At 60.4% G+C, this 20,485-nt stretch carries 13 protein-coding genes; 10 read left to right on the top strand and 3 right to left on the bottom strand.

Annotated elements, in window-relative coordinates; all coding sequences use genetic code 11:
* Positions 1 to 3: 3 nt before the first annotated feature.
* Genes UP10_RS34750 through UP10_RS34725 form a run of 6 tightly spaced genes read left to right on the top strand, consistent with a single transcriptional unit; the run spans position 4 to position 5,122 of the window.
* Positions 4 to 696 (top strand): D-sedoheptulose-7-phosphate isomerase, encoded by a 693-nt coding sequence (locus UP10_RS34750; protein WP_044591708.1) that lies wholly within the window; start codon positions 4 to 6, stop codon positions 694 to 696.
* Entirely contained in the window at positions 693 to 1,823 is a 1,131-nt protein-coding gene (gene hypD / locus UP10_RS34745; RefSeq protein WP_044591673.1) for a hydrogenase formation protein HypD, read from the top strand. Before UP10_RS34750 ends, hypD begins: the two co-directional genes overlap by 4 nt.
* On the top strand, positions 1,820 to 2,887 hold the full coding sequence (gene hypE / locus UP10_RS34740; protein ID WP_044591672.1) for a hydrogenase expression/formation protein HypE: 1,068 nt from the start codon (positions 1,820 to 1,822) through the stop codon (positions 2,885 to 2,887). Before hypD ends, hypE begins: the two co-directional genes overlap by 4 nt.
* A gap of 10 nt (positions 2,888 to 2,897) precedes the next feature.
* Complete coding sequence (locus UP10_RS34735; RefSeq protein WP_044591671.1) at positions 2,898 to 3,239, top strand: hydrogenase maturation nickel metallochaperone HypA/HybF; 342 nt, start codon at positions 2,898 to 2,900, stop codon at positions 3,237 to 3,239.
* A complete protein-coding gene (gene hypB / locus UP10_RS43525; RefSeq protein WP_082077418.1) occupies positions 3,239 to 4,396 on the top strand; it encodes a hydrogenase nickel incorporation protein HypB in 1,158 nt (385 codons plus the stop codon). Before UP10_RS34735 ends, hypB begins: the two co-directional genes overlap by 1 nt.
* A gap of 33 nt (positions 4,397 to 4,429) precedes the next feature.
* Complete coding sequence (locus tag UP10_RS34725; protein ID WP_044591669.1) at positions 4,430 to 5,122, top strand: HoxN/HupN/NixA family nickel/cobalt transporter; 693 nt, start codon at positions 4,430 to 4,432, stop codon at positions 5,120 to 5,122.
* Positions 5,123 to 5,371: 249 nt separating this feature from the next.
* On the opposite strand, the gene UP10_RS46115 is transcribed toward UP10_RS34725, so the two are convergent.
* Together UP10_RS46115 and UP10_RS34710 are read right to left on the bottom strand one after the other, a co-directional pair.
* Positions 5,372 to 6,688: a sensor histidine kinase gene (locus UP10_RS46115; protein WP_050043949.1), complete on the bottom strand. Its 1,317-nt coding sequence runs from the start codon at positions 6,686 to 6,688 to the stop codon at positions 5,372 to 5,374.
* A gap of 245 nt (positions 6,689 to 6,933) precedes the next feature.
* Entirely contained in the window at positions 6,934 to 7,311 is a 378-nt protein-coding gene (locus UP10_RS34710) for a sensor histidine kinase (protein WP_283807705.1), read from the bottom strand.
* 532 nt (positions 7,312 to 7,843) lie between these two features.
* Between UP10_RS34710 and UP10_RS42350 the strand changes: the two genes are divergently transcribed.
* A complete protein-coding gene (locus UP10_RS42350; protein ID WP_197086973.1) occupies positions 7,844 to 10,912 on the top strand; it encodes a PAS domain S-box protein in 3,069 nt (1,022 codons plus the stop codon).
* Between the two features lie 15 nt (positions 10,913 to 10,927).
* On the opposite strand, the gene UP10_RS34700 is transcribed toward UP10_RS42350, so the two are convergent.
* The gene (locus tag UP10_RS34700) at positions 10,928 to 11,575 is read right to left on the bottom strand and encodes a response regulator transcription factor (RefSeq protein WP_044591705.1); all 648 of its coding nucleotides are present in this window, start codon (positions 11,573 to 11,575) and stop codon (positions 10,928 to 10,930) included.
* 519 nt (positions 11,576 to 12,094) lie between these two features.
* On the opposite strand from UP10_RS34700, the gene UP10_RS34695 reads away from it, so the two are divergent.
* The 3 genes from UP10_RS34695 to UP10_RS34685 all read left to right on the top strand — a co-directional run bounded on the left by UP10_RS34695 (position 12,095) and on the right by UP10_RS34685 (position 20,156).
* On the top strand, positions 12,095 to 12,544 hold the full coding sequence (locus tag UP10_RS34695; protein WP_349644000.1) for a response regulator transcription factor: 450 nt from the start codon (positions 12,095 to 12,097) through the stop codon (positions 12,542 to 12,544).
* A 385-nt stretch (positions 12,545 to 12,929) separates the two neighbouring features.
* Positions 12,930 to 14,483 carry an ATP-binding protein gene (locus UP10_RS34690; protein WP_050043947.1) on the top strand — a complete coding sequence of 518 codons (1,554 nt, stop codon included), beginning with the start codon at positions 12,930 to 12,932 and terminating at the stop codon, positions 14,481 to 14,483.
* 279 nt (positions 14,484 to 14,762) lie between these two features.
* Positions 14,763 to 20,156: a trifunctional serine/threonine-protein kinase/ATP-binding protein/sensor histidine kinase gene (locus tag UP10_RS34685; RefSeq protein WP_197086971.1), complete on the top strand. Its 5,394-nt coding sequence runs from the start codon at positions 14,763 to 14,765 to the stop codon at positions 20,154 to 20,156.
* The last annotated feature ends 329 nt before the right edge of the window (positions 20,157 to 20,485 follow it).

The raw sequence follows: 20,485 nt of genomic DNA, 5'->3' as shown, positions 1-20,485 counted from the left end.
GCCATGTCAAATGATGGTGACCTCAAGGCACTCTATCCGTTCCTGCACGGCCAGCCACAGGCCCCCGACCGGCTCGAGGCAGCGCTATTGCATTCGGTCGAGGAGAAAGCTCGCGACTCCCGCGAAATCAACGCGCGTTTCTTCAGCGAGCAAGCTCCTATTCTCGTTGCCGCGGCAAAGGCACTTGCCGAGGTCTACCGCCGGGGCGGGCGGATGTTTTCGATGGGCAATGGCGGCTCGAGCTGCGATGCCTCCCATGTCGCGGTAGAATTCGTGCATCCGATCACGGCCGGACGTCCGGCGCTGGCCGCCACCAATCTGGTGGCGGATCTGGCGATGATCTCCGCGGTCGGCAACGATCTCGGGTTCGAGCATGTGTTCGTCCGTCAATTGCTGGCGCAGGGCAAGGCGGGGGATGCCTTGATCGGCATCTCCACCAGCGGCAATTCCGCCAATCTGATGGCGGCCTTTGTCAAGGCGAAGGAGATCGGCATTGTCACCATTGGCCTCGCGGGCGGTGACGGCGGCAAGATGACGTCGTCAGGCGCGGTCGATTTCTGCCTGGTGGTGCCGACTTCGTCGATCCATCGCGTCCAGGAATGCCACGTCGCGGCCTATCACATCCTCTGGGATCTGGTTCATACGCTGCTGGCGGACGATCGCGGCTCGGCCACGACCAAGGGAGCCGCCGCATGAAATATCTCGACGAATTTCGTGACGGCAACAAAGCCCGCGTCCTGATCAAGGAGATCGAGGCGCTGGTCGCGACCATGACAATGCCGGCCGAGCGGCCGCTTTACATCATGGAGGTCTGCGGCGGTCACACCCATTCGATCTTCCGTTACGGCCTCGAGGGCATGCTGCCGAAGGAGATCGAACTGATCCACGGGCCGGGTTGCCCGGTCTGCGTGCTACCGATGGGTCGCGTCGACGACTGTGTCTCGATCGCCGAAAATCCGAACGTGATCTTCACGACGTTCGGCGACGCCATGCGGGTGCCTGGCTCGAAAAAGAGCCTGCTGCAGGCCAAGGCTCAGGGCGCCGATGTGCGCATGGTGTATTCGCCGATGGACGCGCTGGCACTGGCGCGCAAAAACCCGGGTCGCGAGGTGGTGTTCTTCGGGCTCGGCTTTGAGACGACAATGCCGTCGACCGCGTTGACGATCTTGCAGGCGGAGGCTGAAGGCATCCGGAATTTCTCGGTGTTCTGCAATCACATCACGATCGTGCCGACGATCAAGGCGATCCTGGATAGTCCCGGCCTGCAGCTCGACGGTTTCCTCGGACCCGGACACGTCTCGATGGTCATCGGCACCGCGCCTTATGAGTTCATCGCAAACTTCTACCGGAAGCCGATGGTGGTCGCCGGCTTCGAGCCGCTCGATATCCTGCAATCGATCTGGATGGTGCTGAAGCAGATCAAGGAGGGTCGGGCCGAGATCGAGAACCAGTATGCGCGCATCGTGCCCGACGATGGCAACGCGCCGGCGCTGCAGGCGGTATCGCGGGTCTACGAGCTGCGCGAATTCTTCGAGTGGCGCGGGCTCGGCTCGATCGATCATTCCGGCGTCAAGCTGCGCGACGCGTACGTGCATTTCGACGCCGAGCGGAAATTCGCGATTCCGAACCTGAAGATCGCCGATCCGAAGTCCTGCCAGTGCGGCGAGGTGTTGAAGGGCGTTATCAAGCCGTGGCAGTGCAAGGTGTTCGGTTCGGCCTGCACGCCGGAAAACCCGCTGGGCGCGCTGATGGTGTCCTCCGAAGGCGCCTGCGCGGCGTATTACCAGTATGGCGGCGTCAAGCGCTATAAGGAGGCAGTATGAACGTCGCGCCGTTCATTCGCAGCCGTCGGCTCGGCAAGGTCAACGTCGACACCGTGACGCTTGCCCATGGCGGCGGCGGCAAGGCGATGAAGGACCTGATCGACGACGTGTTCGTTGCGGCGTTCAATCCTCAAGCGCTGGCGCCGCTGGAGGACCAGGCTCGTTTCGGTCTCGCCGATCTCGCGAGCCATGGCGACCGGCTGGCATTTACCACCGATTCCTTCGTGGTCGATCCGCTGTTCTTCCCCGGTGGCGACATCGGCGAGCTCGCGGTCTGCGGCACCGTCAACGATCTTGCGGTCGGCGGCGCGAGACCGCTGTATCTGTCCTGCGCGGTCATCGTCGAGGAGGGCACCAGCGTCGACACGCTGCGTCGGGTGGCGCGCTCGATGGCCGCCACGGCAAGGGACGCCGGGGTCCAGATCGTCACCGGCGATACCAAGGTGGTGCAGCGCGGCGCCTGCGACAAGCTGTTCATTACGACGACCGGCATAGGTGTGATCCGAACGGGGCGCGCACTCGGGGTCGATACTGTCCGGTCGGGCGATATGGTGCTGGTCAACGGCCTGCTTGGCGACCACGGCGCGGCCATCCTTTGCGCGCGCGGCGATATGGCGCTCGACACGCTGATCGAAAGCGATTGCGCTTGCCTGCATGGCCTGATCGATGCGCTGCTGACGGCAGCGCCGGGAATCCGCTTCGTGCGCGATGCGACGCGCGGCGGGCTTGCAACGGTGCTCAACGAGATCGCCGATGCCTCGCAGGTCGCGATTGAAATCGAGGAGGGCGTGACGCCGATCCGCGAAGAGGTCAAGGCATTCTGCGAAATCCTTGGCCTCGACCCGCTCTATCTCGCCAACGAAGGCAAGATCGTGGTGGTTGCGCCGCCCGACCAGGCCGATGCCGCGTTGGCTGCGATGTGTGCGCATCCTCTCGGTCAAGGTTCGGCAATGATCGGACGCGTCAACCAGGGCGAGGCCGGGCGCGTCACCATGCGCACGGTGTTCGGTGGGCGGCGGATCGTCGACATGTTGGTCGGCGAGCAGCTGCCGCGGATCTGCTGAGGGCGTCGTCATGCATGAACTCGGCATCAGCAGAAACATCGTCGCCATTGTCGGCGATGCAGCGAAGGGGCGCAGGGTCCGACGTGTGACGCTCGAGGTCGGAAAGCTCTCGGGGGTGATGCCGGACGCAATCGCCTTCTGCTTCGAGACCGTCGCAAAAGGAACGGCGCTCGATGGCGCGACGCTGGAGATCAGGCAGATCGAGGGCCGGGCGCGCTGCGATGCCTGCGACGTGGAATTCACCACCGCAACGCTGTTTGCGCCCTGCGCCTGCGGCTCGAACCGGCTGACGCGATTGCAGGGCGAGGAATTGAACATCAAGAGCATGGAACTCGAAGCGGAGGTCGCCTGATGTGCGGACATTGCGGGTGCGGAGACAAGACCGGGGCCACCATTCTTAATCTTCAGACCGGGGAGAAAATGACGATGGGCGCGCATTCGCACGATCGCGAAAATCATCACACGCACGACCACGTTCATGCCGATGGTGCCGGTCACAGCCACGGTCATGACCACGGCCACGATCACCAACATGGTCATTCCCACGAGCATGAGCACGTCCACGCAGATGGTGTCAGCCATAGCCATGGCCATGCCCACGACGACGGCGAGCACGATCACAGCCATGATCCCGAACACCTTCATGCCCACGATCACGTGCATCCCGATGGCATCAGGCACAGCCACGAGCACGTGCACAACCACGACCATCAACATGGACACTCCCATGAGCACGATCAAGTTCATGCCGATGGGACCCGACATAGCCACGCCCGTGATGACGGGCATCATGATCACGGGCACGGCCATGATCATGATCATCACTCCCATGCGAGGGATAGCGTGGTCGAACTGGAGACCCGCATCCTCGCCAAGAACGACGCGCTGGCGGCCAAGAACAGGGCCTGGTTCGCGGGCCGTGAAATTCTCGCGCTCAACCTGGTCAGTTCGCCCGGTTCCGGCAAGACCACGCTGCTGGAGCGCACCATCCGCGACCTGAAAAACGAGCTGAAACTCTACGTGGTCGAGGGCGACCAGGCGACCGCGAATGACGGCGAGCGAATCCGCGCCGCAGGCGCGCCGGCCGTGCAGGTCAATACCGGCACGGGGTGCCACCTCGAGGCCGACATGGTGGCGCGTGGCCTCGCAGAACTGAAGCCGGTTCTGGGCTCCGTCGTCATGATCGAGAACGTCGGCAACCTGGTCTGTCCGGCGATGTTCGACCTCGGCGAACGGGCCAAGGTGGTCATTCTCTCCGTCACCGAGGGGGAAGACAAGCCGCTGAAATACCCGCATATGTTCCGCGCGGCCGAAATCATGATCCTCAACAAGACCGATCTGCTGCCTCATGTCGATTTCGACGTGGCCCGCACCATAGCCAACGCGCGTCAGGTCAATCCGGATATCAGGGTGTTCCAGGTGTCGGCGCGCAGCGGGGACGGCCTGCAGGATTGGTACGGCTGGCTGCGCAGTGAGCTCGTGAAGACCCGCGAGTCCGTTTTCGCATAAGTGTCCCGTCTGACAAATGGAATCGGGGAGCGCATGTTCGGGGTCCTTGGACTCGGCTTCTTGCTCGGAATGCAGCACGCGCTCGAAGCCGATCATATCGCGGCAGTCTCGAGCATAGCCGCCCGCCGGACCGACGTCGGCGATATCGTCAAACATGGCCTGACCTGGGGACTTGGCCATACGCTGACCCTGTTCGTCTTTGCCGGCGCCGCGATCCTGATCGGTCATGCGATCCCTGAGCAGTTTGCGCGCCCGCTCGAGACGGCGGTCGGTATCATGCTGGTCGGCCTGGGTGCCCATGTGCTGTGGCGATTGTGGCGCGACCGCGTGCATTTTCACCGGCACGGCCATGGCGACGGTGCGGATCATATCCATGCCCACAGCCACCTCAATGAAGCGATCCCGCACCAGAAAAGCCGGCACGAGCATCAACACGGCTTTCGCTGGCGCTCGCTGCTTGTCGGCTTGATGCATGGGATGGCCGGTTCGGCCGCGCTTCTTCTCCTCGCGGTGACGCAGGTCGCAAACCCAGTCTACGGAATGTTCTACGTTCTGTTGTTTGGGATCGGATCGATGCTTGGAATGGGCGCTCTATCTGCTGTGATCGCGATCCCTCTGGCCGTCTCCGCGCGATGGCTGACTTGGGCCAACCGGGGTCTGCAAAGTTTCGTCGGGCTGGTCACGATCGCCATTGGCAGCATGACGATATACGCAATGGCGTTCTAGACGAGGTCATTCTGGTCCGGAGCAGCGAGGTATCGCTACGCCAGTACTGCGGCGATCGCTCGTTCGGGACCGGGGGCCCTCGATAAGCGATTGATATCCTTGGTAGGCCCGGCAGCAAACTCTATTGTTTTGCGGATCTTTTCGATGACTACGTGCGTTCGGGGCTTCGAGAAGTCGGGTATGGCGGTGTACGCCGCCTTCCTAGGCAGAACGTGCCAAAACGACATCGGTCACGGATCGGATGGCAGTTCAGTCAGCGGGGATCGTAAACTGAAAGAGAGCACCCCGCGGCTCGCATCCGGTCGCCGACAGCCGCCCACCATGGGCCTCGACAATCGAGCGGCAGATCGAGAGGCCCATGCCCATGCCCTCGGGCTTGGTCGTGTAGAAAGGTTCAAAGAGATGCGGCAGGCTCTCCGGGTGCAGCCCATGGCCGGTATCCCGCACCGCGACGCACACGCCCTCCGGCTCGATACTCACGGTGGTGCTGATGTGCAATTCGCGGTTGCCGTCCTCCACGCCACCCATCGAGTGGATAGCGTTGACGATCAAGTTCAACATCACTTGTTGCAGTTGCACCCGATCGCATTGGACGCGTGGCAATGCGTCCGCGAATTGCGTGCTCATCGTGACTCCGGTTTTGACCGCTTCGCTGCGGGTTAGGGCGGTCACCTCGAGGATCGCGGCATTGAGGTCGACGACTTCCTTCCGGGCTGGCACTTTTTTGATGAGAGACCCGATCCGGTCGACGACGTCGCTGGCTCGATCGGCGTCGTTCACAATGCAGGCGAGCGCCTCCTGAACCTCTGCCATATCGGGTGGGCTCCTGTCTAAAAACCGTAGTGCAGCAGTGGCGTATGTGCGTGCCGCCGTAATGGGCTGCTTGATTTCATGAGCAATCGAGGCGGTGAGCTGGCCCATGGTAGCCACGCGGTTGGCATGCGCCAGCTCGCTCTGCATCTCGCGATATTGGCGCTCGCGACGGGTGCTCTCCAAGGCAATGGTGGCTTGCGCAGCGAAGACACCGAATAAGCAAATCTGTTGGTCGGTGAACGGTTGCATCTTTGTGCGGCCCAGAGTAATTGTCCCGATTATCTCATGGTCTTTGAACAACGGCACAATCAGGGTTGCTCGGTAGCCCGCGTTCACCGCCGCGATCCAAGAATGATCCCGATGATCGCCTTCAAGTGCTGCCAAATCGGGGATGTGAGCGGGTAACCTGCTTGTGGCCGTTCGACTCTGTAAACTCCCCTTTTCTGCGAGCGCGGGGAATGATGACCACAGGTGACCAACCAAAAGGGGGTCCCCTCGCATCGCCACGAGACGAAGGCCGCTCTCTTCGGAGAGACGTAAGGTGACTACGTCTGCTCGACAGAGACGTGTGGCGCTGTCGAGAATGGCGTCGAAAATCGGCTGCAAGTCGTGCGGCGAGTTCGCAATGGCGCGCAACACGTCCGAGATGGCGGTCTGTTGCTCGACGAGTTCGGTCACCCGATCTTGCAGCTCGGAGCGGGACCGAACGAGGGGCCGCATGACACTTCCTCCCGGCAGGTCCTTCTCGTTCATGCGCAGCCGTTCGTCAGCTTGTCGCCACCTCAATATACGCACCCGTCCCAGCGTTCTCGGCCTCTTGATCGCCTCATCGAGGGGGCCTCATCGCGGGGCGATTATCTCGGATCGCGACTGTGCCGCGAAGACCTACCACCATATTGAATGAAAGCGTCGTAACGGGAATGTTCGTGCTACCGTATCCGGTTGGGTCAATCGCGTCGGTTTGATCTCGCGCCGCGACATTGATCACGGATGGCGGCTCAGTCAGCGGGGATCGTAAACTCAAAAAGAGCACCCTGCGGCTCGCATCCGGTCGCCCACAATCGCCCGCCATGGGCTTCGATGATCGCGCGGCAGATGGACAGGCCCATGCCCATGCCCTCCGGTTTTGTCGTGTAGAATGGCTCGAACAGACGCGAGAGGCTCTCCGGGTTCAGCCCCGGGCCGGTGTCCTGCACCCCGACGCGCACGCCACCTTCGGACGGGACGGCATCGATGCTGATCTGTAATTCGCGCGCGCCTTCCGCAACATCTTTCATGGCCTGAATGGCGTTGACGATTAAGTTCAGCATCACTTGTTGCAGTTGGGCCCGATCGCCTTGGGCACGCGGCAAGCCGTCTGCAAATTGCGTCCGCACCGACACGCTATTGTTTGCGGCCTCCGCACCGGTGAGAGCAATAACAGCTTGAGCTGTAGTTCGCGATAGCTCTCATGCCCGACCAAGCCGAAGATGCGTCCTAGCATCTGATGTCGATGTGGGATGTTCGGCGTTAGTGAGGACCGGCAAATCTCATTGATCCTGATATGTGGCTGACTTGAGCGATAGTATGTCTTTCCGGCGCGACGAGTCTCTCGCCATCCGACGCTCTTGGGCGATGTCGACTGACGGCTGGGCAATTTTCAGGCGATGCAGTAGATTTGCAGGGGTAGCGGCCTCGGTGCGTGGTGCACGCAAGGCCTTCTGCCGAAATTAAGTCAGGAGCTCAACGCCGGAGCTGACAGATGATGCATTCGATCAATGGCGCGTACTCGGGCCGCGGCTCTCACGAGTTTTTTGCTATAGGATTATACCTCGGGCTTCCGAAAGATCATCCTCTGGGTTTCGGCATCGTCTTCAATGCGCCTGCTCATCCGACCGTTGGCTGGCGGACTCACGAATGAGGCAAGCAATGGCGCATCGGGATCCTTTATCGCCAACACCCATGCCGACAATTCTCGGCTACGGCATTGCAGTTCTGTCCGTAGCAATCGCAGTCGTATTGGATTTCTTCGTGCTGCGGCAGTTCGAGGCCGTTTTGACGCCGTTCCTGTTCGCGGTCGCCGCGACCGTTTGGTACGCAGGAACCGGGCCGGGTGTGCTCGCAATTGTCCTGTCAGTGCTCAGTCTCAATTACTTCTTCCTGCCTCCCGGTTTTTCCTTCAGCCCAATCAGCTATGCCGATTTCGTTTATCTGGCTTTTTGCGTAGTGTGCGCCTCGGCTGTCGGCTGGGTCAGCGCCGTGCGACGGCGGGCAGAGCGGGAGCTTCGCCGGGCCCACGAGGAGCTCGAGGCCACGGTGGCGGAACGGACCGCCAGCTTACGACGCAGCGAAGCCTATCTGGCGGAAGCACAGAGGCTAAGCCACTGTGGTGTGACGGCCTACAAGGGCTCGACAGTTTTCTATGGATCGGAAGAGATTTACCGCATCTGGGGGTTTGATCCCGCGCAGGGTGTTCCAAACCGCAAAGCCGTGCTGCAACGGATTCACCCGGACGACCGTGACCGGCTGAACGCAGTGGTTGAGCGCGCACTGGTTGAGAAGAAACGTTACTCGGCCGCGTACAGAATCGTACTGCCCGATGGAACGGTGAAGCACCTCGAATCAGTCGGCCAACCTGTGTTTTCAACAAATGGGGAGCTGGTCGAGGTGATCGCTACCCAGATCGACGTGACGGAACGCAAGCGCGCCGAGGACGCGTTGCGGGAGAGCGAAGCAAAGATCCGGCGCCTGGTCGATTCCAATATCATCGGGATTTTCGTCTGGGATTTCGACGGTCGCATTCTTGAGGCCAACGACGAATTTCTTCGCATAGTGAGCTACGACCGCGAAGACCTGGTTTCGGGCCGCATAAGGTGGGCGGACCTGACGCCGCCGGACTGGCGCGACAGGAATAACGCAAGGATCGACCAGCAGAAAAACAGCGGCCGGTTCGAGCCGTTCGAAAAGGAATTCACGAGAAAAGACGGTAGCCGTGTGCCCATATTGATAGGTGGGGCAACATTTGAAGAGGGCGGTAGCCAGGGCGTCGCATTCGTGCTCGATCTGACGGAGCGCAAGCGCGTGGAGGATGCGCTGCGCGAGAGAGAGGTTCAACTCGCTGAGGCGCGGCGCGAGTTGCGGCAGATGATCGATACCATCCCAATCCCGGTGGCGAGCTATTCGCCAGACGCCAGGCGTGACTTCGTCAACGCCGCCTGGAAGCAATACACGGGCCTCTCCGACGAGGCCGCGCGCGGCACGGAATGGTCCGTCGTGGCGCATCCCGACGATACCGCGGGGGGTAATAAAATGTGGCGTGACGCCCTTGCCACCGGCGAGCCGTGGCATACCGAGGAGCGCGTCCGGCGTGCCGACGGACAGTACCGCTGGTTCGCCATCGATCGTGTCGCTGCGCGCGACGAGAACGGCAAGATCATTAAATGGTATGGGACCGCCTATGACATCGAGGATCGCAAGTGCGCCGAGGATGCGCTGCGGGAGAGTGAATACAAGCTCCGTCAAATCATCGATACGATACCGGCCCATGTCGTGCGTTATCAACCGGACGGCGCAGCCGATTTCATGAATTGGACCTTTAGCGAATTCGTCGGTCCAGGGGTCGGGTTCGACAACCTGGGAAGCGTGGTGCATCCGGAAGACTACCCGAAACGCTCGCGCGACTGGGAGACACATGTTGCGGCGGCAGAGCCGTACGACATCGAAATGCGACTGCGCCGCGCCGACGGCGTGTATCGCTGGCACCGCAGCAGGCGCGTGCCGCTGCGCGACGCGAACGGCGCGATCGTGAACTGGTATGGCGCCGGTCATGACGTCGATGACCAAAAGCGGGCCGAGCAAGCATTGCGGGTAAGCGAAGCGAAATTCCGCGACTACGCGGAAAGCGCCTCCGATTGGTACTGGGAAACCGATCCTGATCACAAATTCACACGCCTCACGGAGGACGAACGACGTCTCGCTCTCGGCCTCGCGACTGTGAGCCGGATTGGGGTGGCCCGATGGGAATTCGCGACGGACGTCCAATCGGAGCCGGAAAAGTGGGAGCTTCATCGGTCTATGCTCAAGGCGCGTCAGCCGTTCCGCGATTTTGTCTACCGGGCCACACATAGCGACGGATCAGTGGTTTATAATAAAATCAGCGGCAAGCCGGTGTTTGACGCCAACGGAGAATTCCACGGTTATCGCGGCACAGGCGCCGATGTTACGGCATTGCGGATGGCAGAAGAAGAAGCTCGCGAAAACGAGCAGCGATACCGCAAGGCGGAACTCGATCTCGCGCACGCTAATCGCGTCGCGACGATGGGCCAATTGACTGCCTCGATCACCCATGAAGTGAATCAGCCGATTACAGCGGCAGTCACCTATGCGTTAGCCGCACGGCGTTTCCTAAGCGCCAAGCCACCGAATCTTCGTGAGGTGGATGAAGCGCTCTCTCTTATTGTCAAGGAGGGGAATCGTGCAGGCGAGGTTGTCGGGCGAGTCCGCGCGCTCATCAAGAAGGCGCCCGCGCGAAAAGACGCCGTAGAGATCAACGTTGCCGTCCTCGAGGTTATTGCGCTCACCCGTAGGGAGGCCGCAAACAATGGCATCTCGGTACAGACGCAGTTAGCGGAGGGGTTGCCGCGTGTTCAGGGAGACCGGGTCCAGCTGCAACAGGTACTGCTCAACTTGATCATCAACGCCATCGAAGCGATGCGAGATTGCAGCGAAGGGGAGCGGGAATTGCTCGTCAACAGCTGTGACGGACCGGATGGCGTCTCAGTCGAGGTACGAGATTCCGGTCCAGGCTTCGCAGCGGCGGATCTTGACCGCGTATTCGAGGCTTTCTACAGCACGAAACCGAACGGTGTGGGACTTGGGCTGTCGATCTGCCGGTCAATTGTCGAAGCGCATCACGGACGATTGTGGGCGAGCCCTAACGTGCCACGCGGCGCTATCTTTCGCTTCACGGTACCGGCTCATTCGGCCGCCGGATCGTGAGTGGAGTGCCCGCTTCTAGGCAACTCGACCTGGATTATGTGGCTTTGTCGGCGTCAGTTGCAATTGGTCGGCCATGCGCGCCAGGTCAGGCAAGGACGATGCCTGCATCTTGCGCATGACCTGGCCACGATGAACTTTTATCGTGATTTCGCTTACGCCGAAGTCGGCTGCGATCTGCTTGTTCAGCCGCCCGGTCACCACGAACGCCATGACCTCGCGCTCCCGCGGCGTCAAGGTTTCGAAGCGAGCTCTCAGCCCTGCCATAGCCTGTTCCTGCTCAAGCTGCGCTCGGTCACGGGCGTGACCGAGCTGAATCGCTTCAAGCAAATCCTGCTCCCGGAACGGCTTTGTCAGAAATTCGATTGCGCCACCCTTCATCGCCTGCACCGACATTGGAATGTCGCCATGTCCGGTGATGAAGATGATCGGCAGCCGTCTTTTGGCGCCTGCCAGTTCGCGCTGCAGTTCGAGCCCGCTCTGGCCGGGAAGCCGCACGTCAAGCACCAGGCAAGTGGGTCCTTCTGGCAGATACGCCGCGCAAAATTCGCTCACCGACCCGAATAGGCTGACCCGAAAGCCCGCCGATCGAAGCAGCATACCTAGGGAGTCCCGCACTCCCGGATCATCGTCGATGACCATCACTGTTGGCGGTTGCTCTACCACATGTGCCTCGTTGACATGCGCATCAGCTTTTCTCAGTCCGCGACCGAGCATAGCGAGATTATCGCGTGGACGATAGAGGAGACCATCAGCCCAATTTGCTGTCCACGGATTGCACTCATCGGTGAACTGGCTTGTTGAAGTCGGCCCAGTGTTTTGCGTCAGGAAGCCACCTGCCCACCCAAGTCGAACCGACTAGCGCCGGCAGGGCGCAACCTTTGTATAGTGCGCACATTCCCATTTGGTACTCGATCTTTCCGCTAGTTCAATAGTGAGCGCCGATGCGTGCCGCTATGGTCGAGTTCTCTCCCGAGGCCGATCACTCCCTGCGGCCTCCCCTTGCCCCCTTCAGCCTGGTCCAGGCTGGAGGGACTTTTTGTGAGTTAACAGAGCAAGGGCGATATGAAAGTCGGTGCCTGTGACGCGGCGTACTCCATGGACCACAAGATTTCCGGTCGAGTTACTATACAATCGTATAATCGAAGCACGTAGCGGTTGCGCCTAGGTTGGATGAGCAAAAGTGTGTGGACGACATCCGTTTCTCCAAGCGCTGCTCGCGGTTACCGGTCGTGCCAAGTGCCAAATACCAGACCAATAGTTGCCATAGTCGATGACGACAACGCGGTTGGAAATGCAATCGAAGTTTTAATGCGTTCGGTGGGGTTGATCGCCAAGGCATTTTCGTCCGGAGAGGAGTTCCTGCGGTCACCCGAACTGAGCCGCACCGGCTGCCTGGTTGTCGACTACGACATGCCCAAGATGAATGGCCTCGATTTGCACAGCAATTTGTCTCGATTGGGTAATGAGATTCCCACCGTACTGATTACTGCCTATCCGAGCGATGATATCCGTGCCCGGGCATTTCAGGCCGGGGTCATCTGCTATCTGCCCAAGCCGTTCGATGAGAGTGACCTCCTGAATTGCATTCAGGCTGCACTGGATCGCACCAAGGGAAATGGAGGCGCGCCTTAGTCTGCCTACATGGCACGATGGTCGCTAAGCGCGCGACAGGCCGCGTTCACTGGCCATCGATGACGCAGCTCAATTCAAATCGGCATCGCAGCGGCCGCGTACTAGACCCGTCTCCATTATCTGCCGGCTGATCGTTGCAACACGCTTCAGCGAATAGACGCAGACTGCAGGGCAGTCATGCCGTCGCACTCTAGTGTTGTCCGCCATTGTGATCGCAGCGGCGCAGGGGGGCTCAACTCTATACAAAGGTGTCGTTCGTACGTTCCAAAGGTGAGGGAAGGACTACGAGTTTCGTTGGGGCCAGCTTTACGCGCGCACAATTGCGGCGTTTTCCGACCGACGGTACGCATGCCGGGCTGGGAGATCCAACATTTGGCTGACACACATGCATGGCACCATGGTTTACACGAAGCTGAGATTCGGCCCTTTTGAACTTTCGATTGACGAGAGGCTGCTTCGGCACGACGGTCGAGTGCTTCCGCTCGGGGATCGGGCGTTGGATATTTTGACGTATCTTGTCGGCCGCCCAGGTGAGATTATCGCGAAGCAGGAACTGATGGATCACGTCTGGTCGGACGTAACCGTCGAGGAGGGAAGCCTCCGGGTCCACGTGGCCGCAATCCGCAAGGCACTTCGCGACGGCCAATTCGGCAATCGATACATCGCAAACATCAAGGGACGGGGCTATTCGTTCGTCGGCACCGTCGTCCCGCTCGCTGGTTGCACGGAAAACAGGAACACCAAGTTCTTGTCCCAAGGCAGGCGACCCTTGCGATCGGTCACGATGATTGGGCGCGAAAAGGTCGTCAGCGAGGTTGGTGGCAAGCTTCGAAATGAGCGGTTCGTAACACTGCTCGGCCCCGGCGGCATCGGCAAGACGACCATTGCTTTGGCCGTTGCCGGCGCTGTCGCCGAGGAGTTTGCCGGGAAAGTTCATTTTGTTGACCTGGAAAGCCTTACCGATCCGCGGCATGTTGCGGGCGCCGTCGCGACATCCCTGGGACTATCGCTCACATCGAGAGATCCCGGTCCGGAGCTAGTCGACCTCGTTCGCTCGGAGAAATTTCTTATCATTCTCGATAACTGTGAGCACGTGATCGAGGCGGTCGCGCTACTTGCCGAGCAACTTTATCAAGAATCAGAGCAGATTTATCTCCTGGCCACCAGTCGGGAATTGCTGAAGGTACGGGGGGAGCATTGTTGGCGGGTTCTCCCCCTTGATTTCCCACGAGATGGCTCGGAGCAAACGGCAAATGGCGTGCTTCGATATCCGGCAGTGCAGTTGCTTGCACGACGCGTGGCGGCGAGGGCGGGAAGCTTCGTTCTCACCGATGAGGACGCGCCGCTTGTCGCGGAAATGTGCCGAAAGCTGGATGGCATACCCTTGGCAATTGAGTTGGCGGCAGGTCAGGTGGCTGCCCTCGGCCTCAAGAACACCATTGCTCGGCTGGGGCTGCTGAAATTGGCCCATCGATCGGCGGTTGCCAGACATCAGACGCTAAAGGCGACTCTGGATTGGAGCTACAATCTGCTGTCTGACGGGGAAAGGATTGTTCTTCGACGCATAGCCCCTTTCGTTGGTCAATTCACCCTTGAGGACGCGCGGTATGTCGCAGGCGAACTCGGCATGGGTACCGGAGAAATCTTTGACGCGATCGCCGGCCTGGTTGAGAAGTCATTAATAGCAACTCGGATCGACGAAGCGCAGGGACAGTATCGGTTGCTAGACACGACGCGGGCATATGCGCTCCAAAAATTGGAGGAGCATGCCGAAGTCGACGTAGTCCTCCGCCGGTATGGGGAATACGTCGCTGGCTACCTCGAATCACAAAGAGTTGCGCTGTCGGCAATAGGACCCGGCAAGTTGTCGTACGTTCCTTCAAGCGGCGAGACAACTACGCGTTTAAAGCTGGTGCGGATGCGTTGCCGCGGCGGGTGAGAATGGGTCACCAGCAAGGCGGCGCTCTCAAGTAGGTGCAAGCCCCACCTGGAAAACGCTCCTGCGGGAAGCAACCGGAACGGTCATGGAGATAACGAAGCCTCTGGTAAGCGTGTCAGCCGTGGGTGACGGCGCGAGTGTGCAGGCCGTAGCGCGAGTGATTATCGAACAAGCCTCAGTGTACTTCGCCCAGGAGCCTTCATGAACGGGCTCTCGGGCTACGCATTCTCGTCGCTGCGGGAGGGCGCCATCGCTCTATCCCGGGGCTCTGGCAACGGCTTGAAGCCGATCCTGCTTGTTGCTGGAGAAGAAACGTCGCCCGGTTGCGTCGAGCGACTTGAGCACGAATATGCGCTCAAGTCCGAACTTGACGCCGAGTGGGCAGCGCGGCCTGTCGCGCTTATGCACGATAGCGGCCGTATAACGCTGGTGCTCGAGGATCCCGGTGGTACGCCGCTCGATCAACTGCTTGGTCGTCCACTGGACGTATCGCATTTCCTGCGTATCGCGATCCCGCTCGCGGGCGCGCTTCGCCATGTGCATGAGCGCGGTCTCATCCATAAGGACATCAAGCCGGCAAATATCTTGGTGGAATCGGAAAGCAGCTGCGTGTCGTTGACGGGGTTCGGAATCGCATCACGTGTGCCGCGTGAGCGGCAGACACCAGAGCCGCCGGAGACTATCACAGGTACACTTGCCTACATGGCCCCGGAGCAGACAGGGCGGATGAACCGCTCGGTCGACTCCCGAAGCGACCTTTACGCGCTGGGAGTCACTTTTTATGAGATATTGACCGGCGTATTACCCTTTACCGCCGCTGATCCGATCGAGTTGATCCATTGTCACATCGCAAGAGAGCCTGTCCCCCCGCACGAGCTTGCAAGCGCGCTGCCGGCTCCGCTCTCGATGATCGTCATGAAGCTTCTCGCGAAGACAGCTGAGGAGCGCTACCAGACCGCAGCAGGAGTGGAGGCGGATCTGCGCAAATGCCTGACTGCTTGGGAGTCGTTCGGGCGGATCGACCCATTCCCGCTTGCTCTGCAGGACGCGTCGGACCGGCTGATGATCCCGGAGAAGCTGTACGGACGGGAGGGCGAGATTGCCACCCTGCTCGCTGCCTTCGATCGTGTCGTGAATCATGGCGGTTCGGAACTCGTTCTGATCTCTGGCTATTCGGGCATCGGCAAGTCATCGGTCGCCAACGAGCTGCACAAGGTGATCGTGCTGCCTCGCGGCATCTTCATTTCGGGAAAATTCGACCAGCGGCTCCGCGATACCCCCCATGCGACCCTGGCTCAGGCTTTTCAGGGATTGATTCAACAGCTGCTGAACGGCCAGGCGAACGACATCGCTTTCTGGCGAGACGGGATTAAGGAGGCTGTCGGAAATCAGGGCCGCCTGCTGACCGATCTCATTCCCAACCTCGTTCGACTGATCGGTCCGCAGCCGACCGTGGCAGTTCTCTCGCCGGTCGACGCCCAACTGCGGTTTCAGACCGTGTTCCAGCGATTCGTCGGCGTGTTCGCGAGGGCGGAACATCCGCTCGTCATTTTCGTCGATGACTTGCAATGGCTCGATCCAGCCACGCTGACGCTCATCGAACATCTCCTGCTCCATCCGGACACGCGTCATCTGTTGCTCATCGGGGCGTATCGCGACAACGAGGTCGACTCGGCACATCCCCTGATGCTCAAGCTGGAGGATCTCCGCAAAGCCGGCGCGAAAGTCGATCAGATCGTCCTCGGCCCGCTCTCGGTCGATGACATCAACCAACTGCTGTGCGACACGTTGCGGCGTTCGCCCGACGAGATGCGGCCGTTCGCTGAGCTGGTGCACAGCAGAAGCGGTGGTGGCAATCCCTTTTTCGCCGGCCAGTTCCTCACCAGTCTCGCCGAAGAACGACTGATCGAGTTCGATCCGCTCTCGCGGTCGTGGACATGGGATTTGGACGCAATTGTCGACAAGAGGTTCAGCGACAATCCGGTGGACCTGATGATCGGCAGGTTGCGGCGTCTTGCTCCGGAGGCTCAGGAAGCGTTGAAGCTTCTCGCCTGCCTCGGCAGTCACGCTGACTTTGCGACCCTGGCAAAGCTGCGTGGCGAATCTGACGAGGCTATGCATGCAAGTTTTCGAGACGCCGTCCGCGCCGGCGCCGCTATCCCCCGCGAGGGAAGCTATCGGTTCTTCCATGATCGGGTTCAGGAGGCCGCCTATGCGCTGATTCCGACGAAAGGTCGCGCCGAACTCCATCTGCGGATTGCACGTCTCCTTGTCGCGGAGACCACGCAAGAGAGCGTTGCGGAGAAGATCTACGACCTCGTCAACCAGCTGAATCTTGGCACGGCTCTCATTTCCGAGTGGCCCGAGAAGGTGCGCGCGGCCGAACTCAATTTTGTTGCAGGCCGGAAGGCGAAAGCTTCGACCGCCTATGCTGCGGCCTCCACCTACCTCGCAGCCGGTATCGCCGTTCTCTCGGACGACGGATGGCAGAGATCCTACGATTTGACGTTGAACCTGTTCCTGGAGCGGACAGAATGCGAGATCCTCAACTCGAACCTGGAGCAGGCGGCGGGACTCGTGGAGGTGCTACTCTTCAAGGCGCGGTCCAAGATCGATAATGCCGAGATCTGTCGTCTGCGCATCATGCTTCAATTGAGGCAAGGCAACTACGGCCCCGCTGTGCGCACGGCGCTCGAATGCCTGCGAACGTTCGGCGTCGATCTGCCGGACGCTCCGACGCCGGAACAAGTGCGGGCAGAATACGAGGAGATGCGCCGGGCCCTCGATGGGCGCCCGATCGAGAGCCTGATTGACCTGCCGATGATGGATGACCCGGAGACGCAGGCGGTCATGAAGCTCTGCAGTTCAATGGGCGAATTGGCCTATCACGCCGACGGCGAGCTGTTCCAGATGAATTGTTTAAGGATGGTCAGGCTGTCCTGTCGGTATGGAACAAGCGGGTACTCTACGATCGGTTACGCCGGAATGTCCGTAGCTCTTGGCCCGGTGTTCCATTGCTTCGCAGACGGGGAGGCGTTTGCACGATTGGCAGTCGCGGTCGCCGAACGATACGGGTTCACCACGCAGAAGGCAGGCGCACATTTCCTCATGCAAATGGCGGTCCTGTGGACGCGTCCAATTGAAGACGCTCTGATCTGCCTCGAGGCCGCGGCCCAATCTGTCGCGGAAACCGGCGAGATGGTCTACGCCTGCTGGAACCGTCAACATCGCGTCACCGATCTGATGGCACGCGGCGATCCTCTCGACCAGGTGTGGCTCGAGTCGGTAGATGCCCTGGATTTCGTCCGCAAATACAAATTTGGTCAGTTGGTCATCTTGAGCATTCAGGGTTTCGTTCAAAGTCTTCGCGGAGGAGCGGGAAGCGGCGCCCCCCTTGACGAGACGGCGCTGGAAGCGCGGGTGCTCCGGGGCGGCGTGCCAATCGTTGCCTGCTTTCATTGGATCCTGCAATTGCAGCGGCACTTCTTGCTGGGCAACGCGGAGAGAGCCCTTGAGTTTGCCGCCAGGGCGAAGCCAGTTCTCTGGTCGGCTCGTTTCAATCTTCAGTCGATGGATTACTGCTTTTATCATTCTCTTGCCATCGCCGCGGTCTTCCCGGCGTCTGCGCCGGAGAGACGAGCAGATCTTCGTGAGGAGTTCATCGCACACCTGGGTTCGTTTCAGCGATGGGCTGAGAGTGGCCCGGCGACGTTCGCGCACAAACGCGCGTTGATCTCGGCGGAATGGGCGCGCGTCGAAGGACGGGACATTGAGGCCATGCGGCTGTACCAGCAGGCAATTCGCTTGGCCGCGGAGCGCGGTTTCCTCCAGGACCAGGCGCTCGCCAGCGAATTGGCAGCTCGATTCTACCGCCTTCGCGGTCTCGAAAAGGTGGCTGATACTTTTTTGGACGAAGCCCGCGAATGCTACGTCCGCTGGGGCGCGTGGGCGAAGGTCGCTCAGCTCGACAAGACCCAGCCCCGGATCCGACAAGCGGCGTCATTGGCCGCAAAGCCGACCATCGAGACGTCTGTCGAGCGGTTGGATCTGGCTACGGTCATTAAGATGTCGGAAGCCGTTGCCGGCGAAATCGTCCTTGAGAGGTTAATCGAGACGCTGATGGCTATCGCGGTCGAGCATGCCGGGGCCGACCGCGGCCTCCTGATGCTACCGCGCGGCGGCCAATACCAGATCGAGGCGGAAGCGAGGAGCGGTCGCGACGGCGTCAGGGTCCGTCTTCTCGGAACACCGGTGACGCCGTCTGAATTGCCCGTGTTGGTCCTTGAACGAGTCATCCGCACTAAGAGTCAGGTAATTCTGGATGACGCCCGCGAAAAGAACGCGTTTGCCGAGGATGAATACATCGGTCGCAAACAGGCACGGTCGCTTCTTTGCCTGCCTTTGCTGAAACAGGCCGAACTGATCGGCGTGCTATACCTCGAAAACAGTCTGGCGTCGCATGTGTTCACGCCGGGGCGGATCGCGGTGCTGAAGCTGCTCGCCTCACAGGCGGCAATCGCGCTGGAGAATGCTCGGTTGTACGGTGACGTCGCAGAGCGCGAGGCGAAAATCCGGCGCTTGGTCGACGCCAACATCATCGGGATTTTCATATCGAGTCGGAAAGGCGAGATCATCGAGGCCAACGACGCGTTCCTCAAGATGATGGGATACGACCGAGAGGATATCGCCGCAGGCAGCATGCGCTTGGCCGACTTGACGCCGCCGGAATGGCGCGCCAGCGCCGCCCGCGCTCTAGCAGGCATAGACACGACTGGCGCGGTCCAACCTTATGAAAAGGAGTACCTGCGCAAGGACGGTAGCCGCGTGCCTGTGTTGATCGGCTCGGCCGCGTTCGACGAACAGCAAGATCACGGTGTTGCCTTCGTGCTTGATTTGACTGAGCGCAAGCGCGCGGAGGCAGAAGCGCGCGAGAGCGAGCGGCGCTACCGTGAAGCGCAACTGGAGCTCGAGCACGCCAACCGCGTCGCGACGATGGGGCAGCTGACATCATCAATCGCGCATGAAGTGAATCAGCCGATCGCCGCGGCGGTCACGTACGCGTCGGCCGCTCGGCGTTTCCTAAACGCTAGGCCACCGAATTTTCGTGAGGTGGATGACGCACTCTCTCTTATTGTCAGAGAGGGAAATCGTGCAGGCGAGGTTGTCGGGCGAGTCCGCGCACTCATTAAGAAGGCGCCCGCACGAAAAGACGCCGTAGAGATCAACGACGCCATTCTCGAGGTTATTGCTCTCACCCGTACGGAGGCAGCAAACAATAGCGTCTCGGTGCGGACTCAGTTAGCGGAGGACCTGCCGCGTGTCCAGGGAGATCGGGTCCAGCTGCAGCAGGTACTGCTTAACCTGATCATCAATGCCATCGAAGCGATGCGCGACGTTGGCCAAGGGAAGCGGGAATTGCTCATCGGTACGCGTCACGAGGCGGATGGTGTGTCAGTCGAGGTGCGAGATTCGGGTCCAGGCTTCGCGCCGGTGGATCTTGACCGCGCGTTCGAGGCTTTCTACACCACGAAACGGGACGGTCTGGGGCTTGGGTTGTCGATCTGCCGGTCAATTATCGAAGCGCATAATGGACGATTATGGGCGAGCCCTAACGCGCCACGGGGCGCCATCCTTCGTTTCATTGCTCCTGCTCATCCGGCCACGGCATCGTGAGTGGAGGGGCGCTTCGGATCCACGACGTGGCAGACGACAGAGTGAGATGGAATGGGTCTCAAGCATCAGCCGCGATGGTCGCCCCATGTGCTGTCGAACAGCGCTGAGGTGACGTCAACCGCCAGCTTTGGCCAAGCGATCGCGAGTTCGAATGGGTGCGCTGCGGTAGCCAGTCCGACGAATCCGCTCACAAGGGGGTAGCACTCAACTCCGCAATAGCGTCTCGAGGAGGAGAGATTGTGCAAGTAGCCCTGCTCCAGTGGTCGCGAAAACGCCGCGCAGACAGAGCGGCTGCGCGGCGTCATGTTGTTCACCACTACAAACTTCAT

This window comes from Bradyrhizobium sp. LTSPM299, assembly GCF_000938235.1.
GTDB lineage: Bacteria > Pseudomonadota > Alphaproteobacteria > Rhizobiales > Xanthobacteraceae > Bradyrhizobium.
The sequence above is the reverse complement of the archived record's forward strand: the minus strand, read 5'-3'. Positions and strand labels throughout refer to the sequence as shown.